The 21340-nt window shown below is 29.9% G+C and carries 21 protein-coding genes; 3 read left to right on the plus strand and 18 right to left on the minus strand.

Annotated elements, in window-relative coordinates:
* The first annotated feature begins 64 nt into the window (after positions 1 to 64).
* Positions 65 to 337, plus strand: a complete 273-nt coding sequence (locus CLOBL_RS06305; protein ID WP_077858239.1) for an acylphosphatase — start codon at positions 65 to 67, stop codon at positions 335 to 337.
* A gap of 168 nt (positions 338 to 505) precedes the next feature.
* Here CLOBL_RS06305 and CLOBL_RS06310 read toward each other — a convergent pair whose 3' ends face one another.
* On the minus strand, positions 506 to 1240 hold the full coding sequence (locus tag CLOBL_RS06310) for a phosphatase (RefSeq protein WP_077858240.1): 735 nt from the start codon (positions 1238 to 1240) through the stop codon (positions 506 to 508).
* A gap of 220 nt (positions 1241 to 1460) precedes the next feature.
* Between CLOBL_RS06310 and CLOBL_RS06315 the strand changes: the two genes are divergently transcribed.
* On the plus strand, positions 1461 to 2246 hold the full coding sequence (locus tag CLOBL_RS06315; RefSeq protein WP_009172096.1) for a Cof-type HAD-IIB family hydrolase: 786 nt from the start codon (positions 1461 to 1463) through the stop codon (positions 2244 to 2246).
* A 67-nt stretch (positions 2247 to 2313) separates the two neighbouring features.
* Here CLOBL_RS06315 and CLOBL_RS06320 read toward each other — a convergent pair whose 3' ends face one another.
* On the minus strand, positions 2314 to 2511 hold the full coding sequence (locus CLOBL_RS06320; protein WP_077858241.1) for a hypothetical protein: 198 nt from the start codon (positions 2509 to 2511) through the stop codon (positions 2314 to 2316).
* Positions 2512 to 2578: 67 nt separating this feature from the next.
* Positions 2579 to 3625 carry a DNA polymerase IV gene (locus CLOBL_RS06325; protein WP_077858242.1) on the minus strand — a complete coding sequence of 349 codons (1047 nt, stop codon included), beginning with the start codon at positions 3623 to 3625 and terminating at the stop codon, positions 2579 to 2581.
* Positions 3626 to 3868: 243 nt separating this feature from the next.
* Between CLOBL_RS06325 and CLOBL_RS06330 the strand changes: the two genes are divergently transcribed.
* Positions 3869 to 4300 carry a hypothetical protein gene (locus CLOBL_RS06330; RefSeq protein ID WP_009172098.1) on the plus strand — a complete coding sequence of 144 codons (432 nt, stop codon included), beginning with the start codon at positions 3869 to 3871 and terminating at the stop codon, positions 4298 to 4300.
* 508 nt (positions 4301 to 4808) lie between these two features.
* Here the strand turns inward: CLOBL_RS06330 and CLOBL_RS06335 are convergent.
* From CLOBL_RS06335 to flhA, 15 genes are all read right to left on the minus strand, one after another.
* Positions 4809 to 5972: a glycosyltransferase gene (locus CLOBL_RS06335; RefSeq protein ID WP_077858243.1), complete on the minus strand. Its 1164-nt coding sequence runs from the start codon at positions 5970 to 5972 to the stop codon at positions 4809 to 4811.
* A gap of 590 nt (positions 5973 to 6562) precedes the next feature.
* On the minus strand, positions 6563 to 7162 hold the full coding sequence (locus CLOBL_RS06340; RefSeq protein WP_077858244.1) for a transposase: 600 nt from the start codon (positions 7160 to 7162) through the stop codon (positions 6563 to 6565).
* A complete protein-coding gene (locus tag CLOBL_RS06345) occupies positions 7128 to 7424 on the minus strand; it encodes a transposase (protein WP_179117692.1) in 297 nt (98 codons plus the stop codon). The genes CLOBL_RS06340 and CLOBL_RS06345 overlap by 35 nt, the downstream gene beginning before the upstream one ends.
* Positions 7390 to 7806: a transposase gene (locus tag CLOBL_RS06350; protein ID WP_179117693.1), complete on the minus strand. Its 417-nt coding sequence runs from the start codon at positions 7804 to 7806 to the stop codon at positions 7390 to 7392. Before CLOBL_RS06350 ends, CLOBL_RS06345 begins: the two co-directional genes overlap by 35 nt.
* 267 nt (positions 7807 to 8073) lie before the next feature.
* The gene (locus tag CLOBL_RS06355; RefSeq protein ID WP_077858247.1) at positions 8074 to 10686 is read right to left on the minus strand and encodes a cation-translocating P-type ATPase; all 2613 of its coding nucleotides are present in this window, start codon (positions 10684 to 10686) and stop codon (positions 8074 to 8076) included.
* A gap of 366 nt (positions 10687 to 11052) precedes the next feature.
* Positions 11053 to 12699: a putative manganese-dependent inorganic diphosphatase gene (locus tag CLOBL_RS06360; RefSeq protein WP_077858248.1), complete on the minus strand. Its 1647-nt coding sequence runs from the start codon at positions 12697 to 12699 to the stop codon at positions 11053 to 11055.
* A gap of 492 nt (positions 12700 to 13191) precedes the next feature.
* Positions 13192 to 13962 (minus strand): flagellar hook-basal body complex protein, encoded by a 771-nt coding sequence (locus CLOBL_RS06365; protein WP_077858249.1) that lies wholly within the window; start codon positions 13960 to 13962, stop codon positions 13192 to 13194.
* 32 nt (positions 13963 to 13994) lie between these two features.
* Positions 13995 to 14765 (minus strand): flagellar hook-basal body complex protein, encoded by a 771-nt coding sequence (locus CLOBL_RS06370; protein WP_077858250.1) that lies wholly within the window; start codon positions 14763 to 14765, stop codon positions 13995 to 13997.
* 1 nt (position 14766) lies between these two features.
* Positions 14767 to 14940, minus strand: coding sequence for a hypothetical protein (locus CLOBL_RS27915; RefSeq protein WP_179117694.1), 174 nt, complete (start codon positions 14938 to 14940; stop codon positions 14767 to 14769).
* Between the two features lie 20 nt (positions 14941 to 14960).
* Positions 14961 to 15470, minus strand: a complete 510-nt coding sequence (locus CLOBL_RS06380) for a hypothetical protein (RefSeq protein WP_077858252.1) — start codon at positions 15468 to 15470, stop codon at positions 14961 to 14963.
* Positions 15471 to 15526: 56 nt separating this feature from the next.
* Entirely contained in the window at positions 15527 to 16261 is a 735-nt protein-coding gene (locus tag CLOBL_RS06385) for a FliA/WhiG family RNA polymerase sigma factor (protein ID WP_077858253.1), read from the minus strand.
* A gap of 77 nt (positions 16262 to 16338) precedes the next feature.
* Positions 16339 to 16980 (minus strand): PilZ domain-containing protein, encoded by a 642-nt coding sequence (locus tag CLOBL_RS06390; RefSeq protein ID WP_077858254.1) that lies wholly within the window; start codon positions 16978 to 16980, stop codon positions 16339 to 16341.
* A gap of 12 nt (positions 16981 to 16992) precedes the next feature.
* Positions 16993 to 17853: a MinD/ParA family protein gene (locus tag CLOBL_RS06395; protein WP_077858255.1), complete on the minus strand. Its 861-nt coding sequence runs from the start codon at positions 17851 to 17853 to the stop codon at positions 16993 to 16995.
* Complete coding sequence (flhF, locus tag CLOBL_RS06400; protein ID WP_077858256.1) at positions 17847 to 19202, minus strand: flagellar biosynthesis protein FlhF; 1356 nt, start codon at positions 19200 to 19202, stop codon at positions 17847 to 17849. The genes CLOBL_RS06395 and flhF overlap by 7 nt, the downstream gene beginning before the upstream one ends.
* Entirely contained in the window at positions 19203 to 21266 is a 2064-nt protein-coding gene (flhA, locus tag CLOBL_RS06405) for a flagellar biosynthesis protein FlhA (RefSeq protein WP_077858257.1), read from the minus strand. It lies immediately after the preceding gene.
* Between the last annotated feature and the right edge of the window lie 74 nt (positions 21267 to 21340).

Below are 21340 nucleotides of genomic sequence, written 5' to 3' on the forward strand. Positions count from 1 at the left end.
TATATCATAATTGCTGTAATCGCATTTACTAAATAAAATTCAATTTATATTTGGAGGAATACATATGCTTAGATATTTAATAATTGCTAAAGGACGAGTGCAAGGCGTTGGTTTTCGCTATTTTGCAGAGCTTACAGCTTATAAGCTAAATTTAACTGGCTGGTGTAAGAACCTTATGGATGGATCTGTAGAAATTGAAATACAAGGTTTAGAAAAAAATGTTCTTTCATTTATTTCCGCAATAAAATCTGGCAACAATTTTTCTAGAATTGAAGATCTTGACCTAAGCAGCATTGATTTAATAGAAAATGAGAAGAAGTTTAGAATTAAATATTAAAAAATAAATCGATAATTTACATTCCTTGATAATTATCGATTCATTTTTCAACATGTTTCATTATCTAGGTATCCATCTGTAAACTTGCAACGGATATTTTTTAATAAGTTAATGAAGAAAAGTATTTAACCTGTTATAAGTTAAAAGTTATGAATAAGTTTAAACTATCTATTTTATATCTAGATCTTTTAACTTTCCTTTTTTCTTTAATCTAAGTAACAATTCATTTGGATCCTTATTTATTATAAGTTCTTCTGGGAATTCTATAGATTCTAACATATTTACTGCTTCTGCAAATTCTCCTATCTTTGTGCAAAAGTGTGCATCACTATTTATTATGAGCTCAGCATTATGTTTTTTGCATAATGATGCTATCTGGGTGCACTTGCTTAAGCTTCCTATTCTAGATGTTGTAAATGAACTATTATTAATTTCAATTAAGACATGATTTTCAATGGCACATTTTATTATCTTTTCAAAATCAACTGGAACTTCTGGATTTCCTAAATGTCCTATTATATCTACCTTTCCACTCTTTATAACATTTATAAAGGCTCTTGTATTTTCTTCAATACTCCCAACCTTATAGACCTCATCATGTATACTTCCAATTACAATGTCAAGCTTACCTAGTGTAAGATCATCCATATCTAAATTTCCATCATAATCGATTATATTAGCCTCTGTACCATATAGCATAATAACGCCATACATTTCTCTAGGTAAAACCTTGTAATTATTAAAATACCAAATATGTGGAGAATGTGGCATTGTAATTCCATGTTCTGTAGTTCCAAGTACCTTAATTCCTTTTTCTGATGCTGCTTTAGCATTTTCCATTAAAGTGGAGTAAGCATGCCCACTAGCTATTGTGTGAGTATGTACATCTAATGCATATTTCATCAAATCACCTCGTTTTATTTTTTATATAGTTTTATATAACACAATTACCACTATAAATTATTCCTATCCATTTCTTATAGTACCATATTTTATTTTTAATTTAAACCAAGAGCTTCATCAGTTTACAGTTTATAAGAAATCAAGTTTTTGATTTGATTATGTATATATGGTATTATTAAAAATGATATATTTTAAAATTAAAGTATTGAAAGGAGTTCTTATGATTAGATTAATTGCAACAGATATGGATGGAACATTATTAGATGAAAATGGTCATTTACCAGAAGGCTTTACTGAAATACTAAATCGCTTAAACGCTAAAAATATAAAATTAGTTATTGCCAGTGGAAGACCTTATTACACATTACAAACAAACTTTGGACCTGTTGGAAGACATTTATCTTTCATATGTGAAAATGGAGCGTTAGTTGTGGATAATAATAAAATAATATATGAAAGTGCTATCGATAAAAATCTTGTTACAGAAGTACTTAATTCTGCAAAAGCTATCGAAGGAAATGCTGTTGTCTTATGTGCAGCAAATTGTGCTTACATAGAGGATTGTTCTGAAGAACATTTAGCCGAAATAAAAAAATATTATACAAACATAGAACGTGTAGATAACTTAGCAAATGTTACTGATGATATAATTAAAGTTACTATTTGCAATTTAAATAATTCTTTTGAAAATTTGAATAACATCTTTAAACCTAAATTTGACGATAAATTAAATGTAGTAGGTTCTGGAGATATCTGGATTGATATTTCAAATAACGGTGTAAATAAAGGGCTTGCGTTAAAAAATTTAATGGAAGCTGACGATATATCTAGAGAGGAAACTATGGCTTTCGGAGATTACTATAATGATATAGAAATGCTTGAGCAAGCAGAATATAGCTTTGTAATGGAGAATTCTCCTGAAGATATGAAAAAACACGGAAAATATATAGCTGCAAGCAATATAGAACATGGTGTTTTAAGAGCTATAGTTGAATACGCACTTTAGCCTAGACTTATGTGGTGGTAACTTACCGAAATAACATACATTTTTATTCCACAGGACTTAGGCACTATCAAATAAATAACAAGTCCGCTTGCAAGGATATTTCCCATAATGCTGCGTCAACAAAATGTCCTAATAGGCCTGCTATGATGGCATTTTGTTTCCTGCCCTGATGAAAAATATCCATTGCAATTTTGGACTCGTTATTTATTTTCATGTGCCTTATGAAATTTTCGCTGTAAGTTTCTAAATTGGAGCATGCATCCATTTCTGCATGCTCCTAAAACAAGTTAATGACAAGCAGTAAATGCAGATTTATATACATCAACTTGACACTAAAAAAGGCTTATCTGCTCCATTTCTTGCTCTTTAAATGAGGATATGCTGACTCCTATTAATCTAACTTCTTCATTTAGTTCTTCACTTTCTAATAATTCTTCTGCAACTTTAAAAATTTCTTTTTGATTTCCAATATAATTATTTAAAGTTTTACTTCTTGTATGATTTTCAAAATTCTTAGTCTTATATTTCAAAGTTACAGTCTTTCCAAGAATATCTTTTCTATTTAAAATTTCCTCTATCTCAAAAGAAAATTCCTTTATGTATTCAATGAGCTCTTCTTTATTTTTCGTGTCAAATTTTAGTGTTGTTTCTTTTCCAACAGATTTTCTTTCACGCACAATTTCAACTTTTCTATTATCAATTCCCCTAATTCTATCATATATATCCATTCCATTTTTTCCGAAATATTCGATGTAAAATTCTTTAGGCATATTATATAAATCCTTTATATAATAAATACCCATGTTATTTAATTTAGCTGCTGATACTTTTCCTAGACCATGAATTTGAGATATTGGAAGAGGAAAAAGTATATCTGGAATCATTTCTTTACTTATTTCCTTAATTCCATTTGGTTTATTCCAATCTGAAGCGAGCTTTGCCAAAAACTTATTATAGGATATTCCAACAGATATAGTTAATCCAATTTCCTTAAAAACTCTATTTTTTATATATCTTGCAGCTTCCATTCCATCCTTGATCTTTCCTTCTGATAAATCTAAGAAGCCTTCATCAATAGATACTGGTTCCACTAATGGTGTTACTTCATTTAATATCTTAAATATTTCTTGAGAAACCTTAGAATATCTGCCATATCTCCCTGATACAAAAATTCCATTTGGACATTTTTCTCTAGCCATAAACATTGGCATAGCTGAATGTACTCCAAACTTCCTCGCTTCATAAGAGCACGTAGATACAACCCCTCTTTCACTTACACCACCAACGATAACTGGTTTACCTTTAAGCTCTGGATTGTCTCTTTGCTCAACAGAAGCAAAAAAAGCATCCATATCTACATGTAATATTTGATTTTTCATTTACGTAGCCACCTCATAATAGTCACAATCAAGTAAATAGCAAGTCTATTTGCCGGCCTGTTATTTATTTTCATATGCCTTATTTCTTACAATTTCATATTATCTATTATAATCTAAATTTACTTTTACATATAGAATATATTTAAAAAACTACCTAATTCTAATCAACATATGGTATAATAATAAAGTATTTTAAAAATAATAGCGTTATTGGCGATATTTTTATGTAAAGGAGTAATTATTATGGGTCTTAAAGAAAAAATAAGCGGTAAATTTGGTAACTACTTTCAAAATGCTTACATGGAAAAATACGGTGATAGACTCACAAGCATATCTGGAACTGTTTTATCTGCAAAACTTATTGAGAAGAGTTACATTATTTTCAATAGATTAATGGTTGAAATGGTTATCAAACCTGAAGTTGGTAAGAAAGTTGTTAAGTGCTGGTACAAAAAGAATAGATGGTTTAAAAAACCTGAATTTATCCCTGTAAAACAAGGAAATAAAGTCATAGTTATGGGAGTTACAGGAGATAGGGAAAGTAAAAAAGAAAATTCGCAGGAAGTTCAAATTATGAACCTGCTAAATCTCACAACTAAAAAAGATTTAATACCGATAGATCACAGTCAAATAAGAAAATCACGTCAACAAGCAACAAACATGATGAGAAGATAATAGTAGCTGTATCAAATTGAGTTTTTAAACTTAATATTGATGCAGCTTTTTCTTATATTCTCATTTTATATTTACAAATTCATTTTTAATTATTGGAATACAATTTATTCTCAAGCACGATAGATAGCTAGAAATTCAAACTTATTCATAATTTAAACGAGCATGGCTTTTCTCACTTTTTAATCTTGCATCAGCAATAACAGTTTCATACCTTATATATAAATTTGCATACACTTCGATTTTTATTTCGTCAATAAATATATTTTAACCCCTATTCTACTAAGTTCGCCTAATTTAATAATAAATTATAAAATTAACATCTTTTCCAAATGCCTTCAGGTATAATGTTTTATCCATTGATATTGTTTTTGTTCATACTAATATTATGCTCAATAAAACCACTTATTTCTCAATTCTTAAATAATAATCAGTAGCTTACTTTTTTATTAATTCAATTCATTTTAACAATTTGAAATTAAATTTATTTAAATATTTATTAATTGCTTTGTTATATCTCATTTACTAATTCAGCATATCTTTTTAAAAATTCTCTTTCATTAAACATACTTTCTGCGATTCTAATATTTTTTAATTTAGTTTGCTCGATTAACCCATTCGAAATAAGCTCACTAAAATCAGCTATATTTGTTAAGTCATTTAAAAATATTCCATTATTATCAATTATAACTTCCTTATTTCCTCCAACAGGCGTAAGAATTGGAATGTTTCCATAACTCATTGCTTCGATTGTGGCAAAATCAAAAATTGAGATTCTATGTGTAAGAATATAAAAATCTGTATATCTAAATAGAGCTAGAATATCATCATGAGGTATTTTATTCTTTATCCATATAACATTTTCCTCTATATTATATTTGTCTATGTTAGCTTGCAATTCAGATTTTTTTATACCATCTCCTACAATAATCCACTTAAATTCTCCATACTTCTTTTTTATTTCTGATAAAAATCTTGGAATCCTTTCTACTCCCTTTACTGAATTTAGAACTGCTACTGTAATAAATTTGAACTCCGAAAAATTTTTAATTTTTTCTATTACTTGCTTAGCCTCTTCTCCTAGTGGTTCAATATTTCCCGAATTCTTAAATCCATTGTATAGAATCTTTATATTTGATTTATTTACAAGATTTTCCAGAGAAGGCTCTGAATCTATTAAGCCCTGTTTTGCTCCAACCGAAGGAAAACCAAGATAATTAATTCGTGATATCGCTTCCTTAAGCAAATTATCTAGGTGCTTCTTTTTATTTTCATCTTCCACTCCACCAAAAGCCACATTTTCTCTATATAAGCTTCCTTGCTGATGATATACCAATACTGTTTTACTTGCATTAAATAAAGACATAAAAATTAAAGCGCTTTCCACATCATGAAAAATATATACATCATCATTTGAAAAGTTATAGTATGAATGTAGTTTTAAATATTTCTTCTGCGTTATTTCTTCATATGATTTTCCTCTCATTCCGACTAACTCTACAGTAAGCATAGAATCATTGTCAATTATAACATCTTTGAATATATTATACATCTCATCTATATATCTATATTCTCTGTTAGCAAACAATAATTTATAATTTACTCCGCCAGATCCACCGCATGGTTCTGCCGGACAATTTCTATTTGAAAATGAAAATACTCTTCTTTTTTGCATATCAAATCATCCTTTTTTATTTATTTCAAAATTTAACAATCTATTCTAATTATATATTTTTTTACTTACTTTATCTACATATATATTATAAAATATCCCAATAAAACATATAAATATTATATTTCCTACATATTTTTAAAACATTTTAGTAATACTATTTAATACAATATTCTAAAATATAACATATAATCTTATATTTTTTGTAAATAAAAATATATTTTTTATAGGATTTACTGTAACTTAATTAGAAAAATTCTAAAAAAACAAAAAACATAATAGTTCAAATTTTGGATTTGATATGCCCCCTTTATAGTGGACAAGTTGAAATAATAAAATTCTTATTTTTCCTTAACAGAGAACAGTTCAGCCCATTGATAAATAATTAAACCTGAATTATTTATAGATATAGTTAATAGCAAGAAAAAGTTGGATTTTTTGCTATTAGCTATTTCTGTTCTGAAATTTTAATTATTTTTATAAATATGAATATAGCTTCGCTACGGAATTTGGCCCTTTACCACATTTTATATATATAATTGTAGTTTTAATCAATTTAATAAAAGTAATGAATTAATATTTTTTAAAATGCATCAAAAATCACTTTTATAAGCACATGAGCTACAAAGTTTGAATTTTAAGTATCTGCTACTTTTTACAAGTTTACCAGCTACTTTAATTATTTTCATTCTTATTGTATCTATTTTTATAGACTTCATTGAATTTGTGAAGCATAATCTTCTAATCCAATTATTTAAGTTGTATGCTAAAACCATCTCTTGAATCTTATTAGCATTTGTAATAAAAGATGAACCAATCATTTTGTGGAAAGCAAAGCTATTTTCCCCTTTTTTGATTAAGTTATCCATTGTTCCTCTATTACAATAAAACTTTATTACTGCTTCTGAATGGCTGATCATATTTGTTACAACAAAAGTATAATCTAGACACATTTGACCTTCTTTCTTTTCTAATTTCACAACACCCCTGCGCTCTTTAGTCCATTTCTTTGCTTTATACATAAATTCACCATATATAACATGATGGTTATACATGTTTCTTTTATATAATTTCTCCATTCTTTCAGCAAATTCTTCAGAATACTTATACAATGTTGCATTTGCTTTTAGTCTTATGGCGTATTTATAATCATGTTCTTCAGCATTCTGGTAGCGCAAAACCGCTGCTGCCACGAATGTATGTGCCTATACATCTATATTTATTTGAGTATCTTTTTAGTAATGGACCAATAAAAGTCACTGTTTTTCTTGATGTATAAACATTTCCAGATCTTAATTCTGCCTTTAATAAATCACCTGTTAATCCATCAAGAACTAATAACGGATGATATCCCATTGCTGAATAATGGGAATTATATGCTGAATCATATTGCTTGCCATAAGTTTCAAATTTACTAGAATCAATATCCAAAATTATTTGATTTGGAATATCCATAGCATACCTTATCCAGTAGTAATTCATTTATTTTATTGAATTGTTTTAAATTCTCTTTATCAAGCTTGCTGTTAAAGCGTGAAGTTATTGGCTGTGAAGCCAATGCGTTTTTATCTAAAATTGTAGTAAGCGCTTGATCATACCTCAATTCATCTGAATTATCGTCGGTTGTGTAACCAGATATTCGTTGATAAATCTTTTGTATCAATATATCTTCATTTTTATGTTCTCTATGATTAATTTTATCATTAACATAAAAAACATCTTTTACAGTTCTTGAAAAACGGATTCTTTCATCAAATTCACTATATAAAATAAGTCCAGAATCTGATGTTAACTTTCCACCATCAAAATTAATTTTTATGTTTCTCTTGAAATTCAAAGATTTTTCTAATAAACTCCCTATATGGACTCTCCTTTGTTAGATGTTTTTGTGCAAATTAACCATAACAAATTTGAGTCCATTCTTCTATATTTTTTACTTAATAAGTGAAAATTTTAATTTGTTAAGAACCACTTAACGAGCCATGCGAAGCATGTTCTTATAATTTTATGAATAATTCAGGTTAAAAATAATAACAAATCATTTTCTAAATACATATATTTCAAAATCCCTACAATGGATTCTTTCCTTAATCACTCCATTAACTTATTTTGATTTAATCAATAAATACACACTATTGATCAATGCAATAATCCCAGAAAAGAATATTACAATAAGCCACTGCTTTACCGACAATGCTACAGTGTGAAATATCTCCTGCAAGAATGGAACATATAATACAGAGCACATTAATATCATTGATATTGAAACAGCAGCTACTAAATATGGATTTGTAAATAATTTTATTTGGAATATTGAGTGCCTTTCTGATCTACACTCAAATACATGTATAAGCTGCGACATTATTAAGGTACACAATGCTATTGTTCTACAGGTTTCTAAGTTCATCCTATAATATCTGCCTACCATAAATGACAATAATGTACACAATCCTATTAATGACCCTCTAATAGTTATTTTTTCAACTAGTCCTCTAGCAAATATACTTTCTTTTTTCTCTCTTGGAGGCTGTCTCATTATATCCTGCTCTGGAGGATCAACTCCAAGTGCTATAGCTGGAAGTCCATCTGTCGCTAAGTTTACAAGTAAAATTTGTATTGGGCTTAATGGATTTGGCAAATAAAATACTGTTGCCAAAAACATTGTGAGCACCTCTCCAAGATTACATGATAATAAATATCTAATGAACTTTCTTATGTTATCATATATTATTCTTCCTTCTTCTACGGCTGAAACTATGGTGGAGAAATTATCATCCATTAAAATCATGGAAGATGCTTCTTTTGTTACATCCGTACCTGATATTCCCATTGCAACTCCTATATCAGACTCTTTAATAGCTGGCGCATCATTTACACCATCTCCAGTCATAGCTACAATATTTCCTTTTTTCTTAAAGGCCCTTACAATTCTTAACTTATGATTAGGTGACACTCTTGCAAAAACTCTAACCTTCTTTATCTTTTCTTCTAATTCTAAATCACTTATTTCCTCTATTTCTTCACCTGTCATAACCTGCTCAGCACTACTGCATATATTTAATGATTTAGCTATCGCAAGGGCAGTATTTTGATGATCTCCTGTTATCATAACTGGTTTTATTCCTGCAAGCTTACATTTTAAAACTGCATCCCTTGCTTCTTCTCTTGGAGGATCTATGCTCCCTGCTATACCTATAAAAATCAAGTTTTGCTCTAGATTATCTCCCTTACTTAAATTTTCTTCTTTATATGCTGCTGCTATGCATCTTAAAGCTCTTGATGACATTGCCATAACAAATTCTATTACTTGCTTTTTCTTTTGATATGTGAACGGTTTAATCTTATTATTTTCTAATATGAAATTACACCTTTCTATTACCCTTTCTGGAGCACCTTTTACGTAACAAGTTTCTTTGTCTCCTTCCTTCGTTACAACTGACATCATCTTTCTTGTTGAATCAAAGGGTATATCAAATACTCTATCAGCATTATTTACGAAACTCTCTAAGTTATTTACATCGTTAAAAAACATACTTATTAATGCTGTTTCTGTTGGATCTCCATGAAGTGCTTCATTCATATTTTTTTTAGTAAAGTCGTAATTACAATCATTACAATATACAAGAGCCTTCATAAACTTTGAATAATCACTTAATTTTTCTCTTTCAAGTTCATGAATTCTTCCATTTAAATAAACTTCTTTTACTGTCATTTTATTTTGAGTTAGAGTTCCAGTCTTATCAGAACATATTATTGATGTACAGCCCAATGTTTCTACTGCAGGAAGCTTTCTAACAAGTGCGTTTTTCTTAAGCATTCTTGATACCCCAAGTGCTAATGAAACTGTGACAATAGCTGCTAATCCTTCTGGAATTGCCGCTACCGCAAGACTAACTCCAAGCAAGAACATTTCTGTTATATCATTTCCTCTTATTATTCCCATTATAGTTACAATTGCACATATTATGACACATATGATTACTAATATTTTGCCTAATGAATCTAATCTCTTATTTAATGGAGACTTTTCTTCTTCAATATTTTGAATTAGATCTGCTATCTTTCCCATTTCTGTGTTCATTCCTATACAGTCAACCTTAAATAAGCCTTTTCCTTTTACAACAGTAGTCCCCATAAATCCTTCATTATTTTTCTTTAGTTTTTTCTTATCTTTGTCTTTATTACTTTCTATTTTTGTTTTCTTAGTGATGGTATCATATTTACTGGACTCTTTATTTACACCAACTGATTCTCCAGTTAGTAACGATTCATCAACTACTATTCCAGAACTTTCAATAAAGAATCCATCTGCTGGTATTCTATCTCCAGCTTCCAAAATTACAATATCTCCTATTGTCAAATAAATTGAATTAATTATCTTTATGCTCGAATCTCTTAATACCTTGCAGGTTGGAGCAGCTAATTCCTTCAATGCCTCTAGGGACTTTTCTGTTCTAAACTCTTGAACAAATCCTAGTACTGCATTAATAACCACTATTATAAGTATAGTTATTGCGTCTGCTTTATCTCCTATAATCCCTGAAATTATTGTAGACGCTATTAATACCCACACAATAAAATCATTAAATTGAGATAAGAATATTTTAACTGCTGAAGTCTTATTATGGTGCTTCAATTCATTAAGTCCGAATTCTTTAATTCTCTTTTCCGCTTCCTTCGTACTGAGACCAGATGTCAACTCTTTTTCCTGTATCACAACTTTTCCTCCTATATATAGAACTTCATATAATTATATATATTTTCCTTTATAAAAGTTATGACGTTTTTTTAGTTATAAATTAAAGAGGCAAATTAAAGATAAAAAAGGTACCACAAAATACTCAAACATATATTTTGTGATACCTTATTTAACAATATATTAAATTGCATATAATTCATACTATATATGTTGCAATAATAAAATTACATTTAAAACATCTGTAGGCTAAATGAATACCAGAATATAAAATGTAGAAAGCTAATTGCAACATACATATAATTAATATTTTGATTTTTTTCGAAAAGTCTTAGGATTTTCGATCCAAACTCTTAATTTATAACTCGTAATTCTTGACTAAATTCTCTATTTCATTGAATTAATTACATTAGTAAGTGGTGGTATTACTTGTTTCTTTCTTGATAACACACCTGGTAAGAATGCCATTGAATCTTTTAATTCAACATTAAATGTTTTTTCAACATAATCTTGTCTTTCACCTGCAACTAGTACCTGTGAACCTTCTGTTAAAATATCAGTTAAAAGAAGCATTACCACATCATACCCTTTTTTATCCGCTTCACTCCTCATAAAGCTTAGCATCTCATCTTTTAGCGGCATAAATCCTTCAATATCCATTGTGTTAACTTGAGCAACACCTACTTTAGACTCACCCATTGTAAAAGGCTTAAAGTCTTGGTTAAAGATTTGTGATACACTCTTTCCCTTTAATGAAGTTCCTGCTTTAAACATTTCCTTTGCGAAATCTTCTAGACTTGATATTCCAGCGATTTCAGCAAGTTTCCTGCATATAACTTTATCCTGTTCTGTACAAGTTGGGCTCTTAAATAATAAAGTATCAGATATTATAGCTCCACATAATAAGCCTGCAACTTCTTTAGATGGAGTTATATTATGTTCAAAATAACTCTTACCAACTATAGTTGATGAACTTCCAAGCGGTTCATTTCTAAAGAAAATAGGATTGCTTGTTTGAATATCAGCAACTCTATGATGATCTATAATTTCAAGAACTTCTGCTTCTTCTAATCCATCTACAGATTGACCTCTTTCATTATGATCTACTTGAATAACCTTTTTCTTGTGGTTTGAAATTAAATGATATCTTGAAACAGTTCCAATAACTTTTCCCTCTTCATCAACTACTGGATAGCTATTATATCTAGTTTCAGCCATAGTATCCTTAATATCATCAGCTAACTCATCCTTTGAAAAAGATATTAAATCTTTAGTAGCCATAACATAACTTACTGGTATACTTTGAATTAATAATCTTGAAGCTGTAAACGAGTCATGTGGTGTGCTTATTACAGTGACTCCATTTTCCTTAGCTTTTGAAAGTAAGTTTTCAGCAAGTTTATGAGAACCTGTTATTATAATTAGTGATGTTTTTATATCAATTAAAGCTTCATGTACATCAGGTCTATCTCCAACAATTGCAATATCACCTTCATCAACGATTTCCTTTAAGCTTTCCGGCTGCATTGCTGATACTACGATTTTTCCATTAAATACTTTGCAAGCTTCATTTATGTATATGCTAGTAGCAGAAAGTGTATCTAAAATATTTTCAATAGATGTTTTACTTTTTGCTAAAATGTCATTATCTCCTATGTCCATATAGGCTGATGTTAAATTTGAAATTGAAAGGATTCCTATTAATCCACCTTTATCATCAACTACAGGCAAAGATTTAATATGGTTATCTCTCATAATGTTCCATGCCATTCTTAAAGAGTAATTTCCATTTATCGGCTTAATTGTATCAAAGTTTAAATCTTCCACCTTAAGCTTAACTGTTTCTAATAATCTTGGGGCCTTAACGCTAAAATAATCTAAAATAAATTGCGTTTCTGGATTTACATTTCCTAGTCTTACTGGTACAGCTGGAAGATCACTAGTCTTATTTTTAAATTCTGCATAGCCATATGCAGCACAAATAGAATCTGAATCAGGATTTTTGTGTCCAGTTACATAAACTACATTTTCCAAAACAATTCCTCCTATAAATCTACATTTTATTATCATAATTCACACATACTTATTGTACTTATAAAACCTATTTATGTAAAGCCCCATTAGACACAGTTTATAATTTGCAGTTCACACTTGTAAGTTAACGAAAAAACCTTATCCTGTTATTAATTAAAAGTTATGGGTTATAAGTTTAGGAAGAAAAGCTTTTAGACTTTTCAAAATATATATTTCACAATCCCACTTCGAAAAAAGTGAGAGACCAAACGTGATGCTCCAAATCTTGCATTCGGTAAGCAGAACTTTCTCTGCGAGCATCTTGTATTTGGTCTCTCAAACTTTCTCTTTGAGTTTCATACACAACTTATAACTTTATCATTCGTCACTGAATAAGGGCTTGTCACTTTTCACTAAATAAATCTTGCCAACAATAACACATATCAAATTAATGATTCTTATATGTAATTCTCGTTAATTATACAAATATGTATATTTCATATAATTTGCGCCCTAACTTCTCATACTATTTATCATACTCCAAAGATCATCTGTAGTAGTAAGTGCCTTTGAATTAAGCTGAAAAGCTTTTTGAGTTAATATAATATCAGTCATTGTTTCAGTTGTATCCACATTAGAGTTTTCTAATGATCCTGATACTATATTATAATTATTACTTGTTGTGACTTGAACACCTGAACTTGGAGTGAAACAATTTCCTCCTATTGGCGTAAAACTCCTATCCCCAACTGCCGTAAACACAGGAATAGTACCAATATTAACTTCACCTTGTTCAGTTTTTACTGTTATTCCACCTTCACTATCTATAGATACATTCTTACTATCTAATACAGGATTTCCTTCTGAATAACCATTTGCATATTGAATGTATACCTTTTTTCCATCTGAATTCACTAAAGTTCCATTTGAATCAACTTTAAAATTTCCATCCCTAGTATATACTATACTTCCATCAGCTTCTGAAAGCGCAAAATATCCTTCTCCATTTATTGCTAAATCAGTATTATTACCTGTTTTAGTAAAGCTTCCTTGAGTATTTGTTGCATAATTTAAACCAAGTTTCACACCAGTTCCTGATGTAGCTTTTGTATTTACAAGAGGAGTTCCTGCTCTGTTTAAAGATTCTGTTACAAGATCTTTAAATCCCACATCTGTACTCTTGTAACCTGTTGTCTGCATATTAGCTAAATCATTTGAAAGATAATCAAGCTTTTCCTGATATGCATTTAGCCCACTCTTTGAAGTATCAAAAATATTAAACATAAATTCTTCCCCCTAATCTTATCTGTATATTACTATACTTTGCCTAAATCATTAGCAGCTTTTTGTACTGTATCATCTTGCATTTTTACAAACTTTTGATTCGACTCAAATTGCCTCTTTATTTCCATAAGTTTAGTCATTTCAGCTGTTGCATCAACATTTGAAGCTTCAAGATATCCTTGCCTTACATTGACTTTAGCATTATAAATAGGACTTTGCTGTGTTATATAATTCTCACCAAGCGGTTCCAATGATTTATAATCTTGAAAATCAGCTGTTAATAGCTTGTCAGCAGCACCAGTTCCTGCAACATTAACATTATTTTCTGCATCTATAGTAAACTTTGAGTCTCCAATATATATTGGCTCTCTTGCACCTGTAGAATTATTTACACCTAGGACTTGACTTCCATCATTAGTTATCAAATACCCCTGCTCATTAACTTTAAAATTACCATCTCTAGTATAAACTTCTGTATTTCCATCTTGAGCTACAAAAAATCCACGTCCATCTATCGCCAAATCTGTTGAATTTCCTGTTGATTTAATAGATCCTTGAGTAAATGCAGTTTCTACATCATTAACTTTTACTCCTAAACTTAAATCACCAATGTTATTCCTCACATATTGATCTCCCACAAGCTTTTGCCTATTAGATACCATAACATCATTGAAACTGCTTTTTGTGAGCTCACGTTCTTTAAATCCCGTATTATTCATATTAGCAATATTATTACTGACTACTTCTTGTTCATTCTGCAGTGCTATAAGTCCAGAAACAGAAGTATATAATCCTCTTATCAATCTAATCCTCTCCCTTTAAAATAGATTTGCGTTCCTCCCCATAAATCATACCTAAAGCTCTAGCTTTTTCTTCTATTTGACTGTCAGATAAATTATTATTATATTTATATCCAAACATAATTATCACGCCTAAAATCAACCCAATTCCTATCCCAAATAAAACTTTATTATCCATAAGAAATACCATGGCACTTTTTATTTTCTGAATAATCCTTTTACTAATAATACTTCCCCCTTACTTACAGATAAATCATAGCATATTTGTTCTACTGTCAATCCATCTTCTAAAAGCTTTTTAATACTCTGGGTTTTATTGCTGTCTGCTTTCTCTGGAAAGCTAATTTCTGATATTACATCATCATCATAATTCAATTTATAGGATGAATTTTCATCTATAATACTTTCATTTGAACTTTCTATATCTTTTATATCTTCGTATATTTTTTCATTATTCTTAAGTTTATTAAAATTATCTTTTATCTCAATAATTTCTTCCTGTAATTCCGTTAAACTTTCAGCTATGTCTCTCCTTAATCTCCCAATTTCAATTTTGTAATCGCTTAGTCCATCCTTATTATCCTGCAACATATTCTTAAAAGAGATTTTTGAACTCTTATCTTCACTCTTGATTCCATTCTCTTTTTTTATTATGCGATAATTATAAATTACTAGAATACTTCCTATTATTAATAATATAAATGGCATAAAGCACCTCTATTCAGTTAACACTTAATAATTTATGTATATTCGTCCATTAGTATCTAATTATAATAATGAAGCTTTTTCATGCATTCCCTAAGGCTTACAATAGCCCTGCTATGTAATTGACAAACTCTAGATTCAGATACACCTAGCACTGATCCTATTTCTTTTAACGTTAATCCTTCATAATAATAGAGATTTAAAATCACTCTATCTTTTTCTTTAAGTAAATCTATTGCTTTCGTAAGAATCTCCAGCTGCTCTTTATCCTGCAAATATGTATCAGGGCTTGGACTATTTTTATCTTCTATAATTCCAATTAAATTTACATCCTCATCATCTGAAAAAATCACATTTTCCAGAGATACCATTGAAATATAGTTTATGTAATTCTCAATTTCCGCGACCTCATTCAGTGAAATCTTCAAATAGGCCGCTATTTCATTATTAGTAGGTTCCCTTAAAAATTCTAGCTGTAAGGTATCAATAGCTTTATTGTATCTATTTAACTTATCCATAGCCCCTTTTGATATGGGCCTGTTTTTTCTAAGTTCATCTATCATTGCCCCCTTAATTCTTATCGACGCATATGATGAAAATTTCATTCCCTTTGTATCATCAAATTTATTTAAAGCATCCATAAGTCCTATCATTCCATAGCTGACTAAATCCTCATATTCCATATATTTATTTTTCCCAAACATAACCCTTGAAGCAATATATTTTACCAATGGAATATACTCCTTAATTATCTCTTCCTTGCCATCGACCTTTTTCCTGACCGCTGCTTCCATATTCTATTCCCTCCCCATATACTTCTCTCATATATATTATGGCCTATACCTTAAGCCTTATTTTCATATACCAAAATTTAAGCATTTGCTCTCTGTCTTCTCACTACTTCAAAAAGCCCTTGAATAATTTTTTCACTTTGTGCATTTGTTATATCTAAAAATCTGAGTCCGCACAATTTTTGTTTATCCATTGTATTCTCAACTCTTACAATATCACACTTTATTTTAAATTCAATTGTATTTAGTTTAAAATTAACTAAGATTAAATCTTTCAGATCAATCTTTTCATTTCCTTTTAGCTTCAAGCCGCCTGCGCTTAAATCTACCATTAATCCATTTTCATATGGAATAGTATCAAACTCTTCTTCTTTAGCATTAGTAATTATTTTATATTCTACAGCATCAACAAGGCTAACTCTAAAGAAATTTCTTCTTTGTATTTTTGTCACATTAAAAGGTTTTGATATTTTATAATATATTATGTTTCCTTCTCTGCCTCTTGATATTATTTCTGAGTAAAAATTAAAACATCTATTCTCATCTAAATAAGAATTCATTTCAACTTCATCTCCTGGATTAAGCATTAAATATTCTCCATTATTCACTGGTAAATTTATTCTTAAGGAATCTTCATCTACATCTATTATTAAAGCCTTGTACACCTTATCTGCCATCATTACTTCCATTTTGTCATTTACTTCTAAGTTGAAATTATCCACTCTTAACTCCTCCTACGAAAATATATTGAATAGTCTTCTAAATAACCCTTTCGCTCCATCCATTGTATTTACATCTTGTCCAATAAGTTTCATAGCTATACTGTCGATATCTCTGGACGCCTCACAATTTGGATACAATACAACAAAAGGCTTTTGTTGTCTTACGCTTTGCACTAATTTTTTATCTTCTAATATGCTTCCTAAGTATTCAATATTTATCTCTAAAAATCTGCTGACTGCTCTATCAAATTTTTTAAATGTTTCTTCGCCTTCTTCTTTAGTAAAAGCCTTATTTACAACAATTTTTGCTTTATCTTTTAGTTTATAATGATCAGTAGCTTTAATTAAACTGTAACCATCTGTTAGTGATGTAGGTTCAGGAGTAGTTACAATAATTAATTCCTCAGATGCCGCTATAAACGATAGAACATCCCTATTAACTCCAGCACCTGTGTCCATAAGAATATAATCATATTCATCTAATGCTTCAAGTTTTTCTAAGAACATTTTTCTCTGATCTTCTTCCAAATCTTGCGCTTTAATCAAAGCCGATCCAGCTGGGATTAAATGCACTCCATTAGTACCTTCTATAATTATATCCTTTATTTCCAAACCAGTAAATAGTATATCGAATATATTATGTTTTGGATACAGTCCCATTAATACATCATCATTACCCATACCTAGATCTGCATCAAAAATCAACACTTTCTTTCCTTTATTTTGAAGTGCTATAGCCAAGTTCACAACAAAATTACTTTTACCAACTCCACCTTTTCCAGATGTTACAGTAATAATTTTCGTAGAAGCTTGTTTTTTCTCTTCTTCTCCATTATTAATTAATTTTCGTAATGATTCAGCTTGATCTAGCATATAATTTCCTCCCCAAGGATAAAACTTGCAACTTTCTCTTTTTCAGGCACCATTATATCATCGGGAACATTTTGTCCTGTAGTTATAAAGCTGATTGGCTTGTTAGAAATTTTAGCTATGTTATATAATGAACCATATACCGTAGTTTCATCAAGCTTTGTGATAATAATATTATCATATTTAAGCTCTGAATAACCTTTTAATATACTCTTAATATCACTATTCTTAGTTGTTGCACTTATAACCATGCATGTGTGATCAGGATTTGCTTTTTGAACAAAAGCCCTAAGTTCGGAAATTTGCATTGCATTCTTGCTGCTTCTTCCTGTGGTATCTATAAGTATTACATCACATTCCTTCATAGAATCGATTGCCTCTTCCATTTCTTTCATTGTAATGACCACTTTAAACGGAATATTCATTATTTCTGCATAAGTTTTTAATTGTTCTATTGCACCAATTCTGTATGTATCAACTGTTATTAAGCCAACTTTTTTCTTCTCAACTAATGCAAGCCTTCCTGCTAGCTTTGCTATAGTTGTTGTTTTTCCTACTCCTGTAGGTCCTACTAATACAATACGTCCATTTAAACTCTTACTTGATACTAAAATATCTCTTTCAAAAACATCTCGTAAAACTTCTATCTCTTCAATATCAACATTGGAATTTCCTTCTGTTATGTTAATAATTTCTTCTTGAAATTCTTCATCAATATCTAAGTTCTTCAGCTTTTCCTTTAGTAAATCATCTCTATTTTCTTCATATACAGAATTTTTTATTACCTTATTAAGTAAATTTTTTAATTCGCTCACTTCTTTATGTATAGATTCTATATCTGAATTTTCAATATCACTATCTTTTAAATTCGTCATATTTTTATCAGAGTTTTCACTTTTTTTAGGCATTCTACTGATTTCATTTATTATATCTAAACCATTCTTTTCTTCTTCATCTTTTAAAGATTCTTTCTCTACATTTAAATTATGTTCTAAAATCTTATCATTTAACGTTTCAATGTTTCTTTCTTCATTAATATCCGCTTTTTTCTGATCAAATAATTTATCATCCTGCATAAGCTTTTTTATGTTCTCTAATGAATTCATAAACTCTTCGTCGTCATTTTGTTTATAAGAATCATTATTTTGCTTAAAGCCTCTGCCATCCTTTTTCTTCTCTGCAGAATTTTCAACTGCTGCTGTAACTTCAATTACTTTTTTAGAAAATAAGCCAGTAAAGCCAGGCTTCCTGACTTTTCTTTGACTTATTATTATGGCATCTTTTCCAAGTTCATACCTAATGCGTGTCAAACCTTCATTCATGTCTTTTACTAGATACTTTTTTATAACCATCTATATTCTAACGACTCCTTCACTATTTATTTGAACATCATTAGGTATTTCATTTAATGAAATTACCATAACATGAGGAAATACCATCTCTATTAATTTTCTAAATGCAACTCTTATATTTGGAGAAACCAATATAATAGGTTGATTATTATAAAAATAAACAGATTCAATAGTATTTTGAACTCCTGTAAGTATTTTTGTAGTTGTATCTGGATCTACTGTTGGAAAAGAACCTTGAACTGATTTTTGAATATTTGCCCCTATTATGCTTTCTATATCTGGCTCTAACGTTACAACAGTAATTTTTTTCTTTTCATCTACTACTTGATTACAAATGGTTCTGGCAAGTGAAAATCTTACGTATTCGGTTAAAGTTTCAATGTCCCTGGTATTTTTAGAATTATCAGCTAACGATTCCATTATTGTAACAATATCTTTAATTGGAACTTTCTCTCTAAGTAAATTTTGTAATACTTTTTGAATATCACCAATACCCAATAAATCAGGTATAAGTTCATCAACAACAGCGCTATACTTTTCTTTAACATTATCAATAATATTCTTAACTTCCTGTCTTCCAAGTAATTCATATGAATGACTCTTTATAGTTTCAGTTAAATGAGTCACCATGACTGTTGTTGGATCAACTACTGTCAGACCTTTAATCTCCGCTTCCTCTCTTTGATCTTTATTTATCCAGATCGCTGGAAGCCCAAAGGTTGGTTCAACTGTTTTTATACCTGGTATATCAGAATTATCTCCCGTTGGATCCATACATAAAAGCATATTAGGCATAAGTTCAGATGAAACTACCATTGTTCCTCTTATCTTAATTATATATTCATTAGCCTTCAATTGTAGATTGTCTCTAATTCTAATTGGTTGAACCACTATTCCCATTTCAATAGCACATTGTCTTCTTACTGAAGCAATTCTTTGAAGCAGATCTCCACCAGAGCTTTCATCTGCAAGTGGTATAAGACCATAACCTATTTCTACTTCCATAGGTTCAACAGAAATTAGATTCATAACATTTTCTGGTTCTTTACGTTCAGCTTGAATGATTTGTTCTTCTTCTGATACGACTTCCTGAATATTTTTAGCCTCTGTTTCTTTAACTAATAAATAAGTCAATCCCCCCATTGCTAAAGATGCAACTAAAAATGGAATTTTAGGCATTTGTGGCACTATAGCTAAAAACAACATTAAAGCACTGGCTATCCCAGTAGCTACTGGGAAGGCTGATAATTGTTTGGTTACACTTTCACCAAAGTTGTCTGAACTTCCAGAACGAGTTACTAAAATACCAGAAGCCGTTGATATTAAAAGTGCTGGAACCTGGCTTACAAGACCATCACCTATAGTTAAAGTAGTATAAAGCTGAGCTGAATCTCCTGCCGATAATCCATGTTGAAGCACTCCAATTATAATCCCCGCTGTAATATTTATGATGGTAATTATTACACTTGCAATAGCATCACCTTTAACAAACTTAGATGCACCATCCATAGCTCCATAAAAATCTGCCTCTGCTTGTAAATCTTTTCGCCTTTTTCTCGCAACTGCCTCATCAATCATTCCTGAATTTAAGTCAGCATCAATACTCATCTGTTTACCTGGCATTGCATCAAGAGTAAATCTTGCAGAAACTTCTGCAACTCTGCCTGCACCGTTAGTAATAACCATAAATTGTATTACTACTATAATTAAAAATATTACAATACCGACTACGTAATTCCCACGAACAACAAATTTACCAAAGGCTGTAATAATCTCTCCTGCATTCCCATCACTCAATATTAATCTTGTTGAAGATATGTTAAGTGCTAATCTAAATAATGTTGTTACAAGCAGCAACGTTGGAAACACTGAAAGTTGTAATACACTAGTAGTAAACATAGTAATCATAATTATAACTATAGATATCGTTATATTTAAAGCTAATAACAAATCAAGCATCATCTTAGGTAATGGTATTATTATCATAAGTACTATAAAAATAACTCCAAATGCCACTATTACATCTAAATTTTTCTTTATGTCTAGCCTTCTGCTAAATTCCAAAACTCAATCCTCTCCCTTCCGATATCACTCAGTTAACTGTGAACTATTAATTATGCAATCCTTTTATGTTTTTT

The organism is Clostridium sp. BL-8 (assembly GCF_002006495.1).
Lineage (GTDB): Bacteria > Bacillota > Clostridia > Clostridiales > Clostridiaceae > Clostridium.